1 protein-coding gene is annotated in these 935 nt (G+C 58.8%); it reads right to left on the reverse strand.

Annotation, left to right across the window (positions count from 1 at the left end):
• A partial coding sequence (locus tag IAG46_RS17545) for a hypothetical protein (protein WP_190811696.1) occupies positions 1-823 on the reverse strand: 823 nt, incomplete at its 3' end.
• Positions 824-935 lie beyond the last annotated feature (112 nt).

Genomic DNA, 935 nt, shown 5'->3' on the forward strand with positions numbered 1-935 from the left:
CCACACCAAGGCTCTCTATGTTCTGGTCATCGGTGCTGCCAGCTGCAAGCTCCGCAAGTGCACCCTCCACCTCGGTGGCGGTAAAGTTGCCTCCGGCATCGGTGATGTTCACTTCGGATGCAATCTGATCGTCCGTTCCATTGTCGTCCAGATGCGACAGGTCCACCGTCTGGGCCGTACCGTCCTCGATACCGACGGTCAATATGTTCGTTCCAAGGTCCACACCAAGGCTCTCTATGTTCTGGTCATCGGTGCTGCCAGCTGCAAGCTCCGCAAGTGCGCCCTCCACCTCCGTGGCGGTAAAGTTGCCGCCCGCATCGGTGATGTTCACCTCACTGGCCGTCTGGTCGTCCGTTCCGGCATCGTCCAAATGGGACAGGTCCACCGTCTGGGCCGTACCGTCCTCGATACCAACGGTCAATATGTTCGTGCCAAGGTCCACACCAAGGCTCTCTATGTTCTGGTCATCGGTGCTGCCAGCTGCAAGTTCTGCAAGTGCACCCTCGACCTCGGTGGCGGTAAAGTTGCCTCCGGCATCGGTGATGTTCACTTCGGATGCAATCTGGTCGTCCGTTCCGGCATCGTCCAGATGCGATAGGTCCACCGTCTGGGCCGTACCGTCCTCGATGCCCACCGTAAGTATGTTCGTTCCAAGGTCAACGCCAAGGCTCTCTATGTTCTGGTCATCGGTGCTGCCAGCTGCAAGTTCCGCTAGTGCTCCCTCGACCTCCGTGGCGGTAAAGTTGCCTCCGGCATCGGTGATGTTGACCTCGCTGGCGGTCTGGTCGTCCGTTCCATTGTCGTCCAGATGCGATAGGTCCACCGTCTGGGCCGTACCGTCCTCGATACCGACCGTAAGTATATTTGTGCCAAGGTCAACGCCAAGGCTCTCGATGTTCTGGTCGTCGGTGCTGCCCGCTGCAAGTTCCGCAAGT

The organism is Flagellimonas sp. S3867, from assembly GCF_014698935.1.
In the GTDB taxonomy this organism is placed as follows: domain Bacteria; phylum Bacteroidota; class Bacteroidia; order Flavobacteriales; family Flavobacteriaceae; genus Flagellimonas.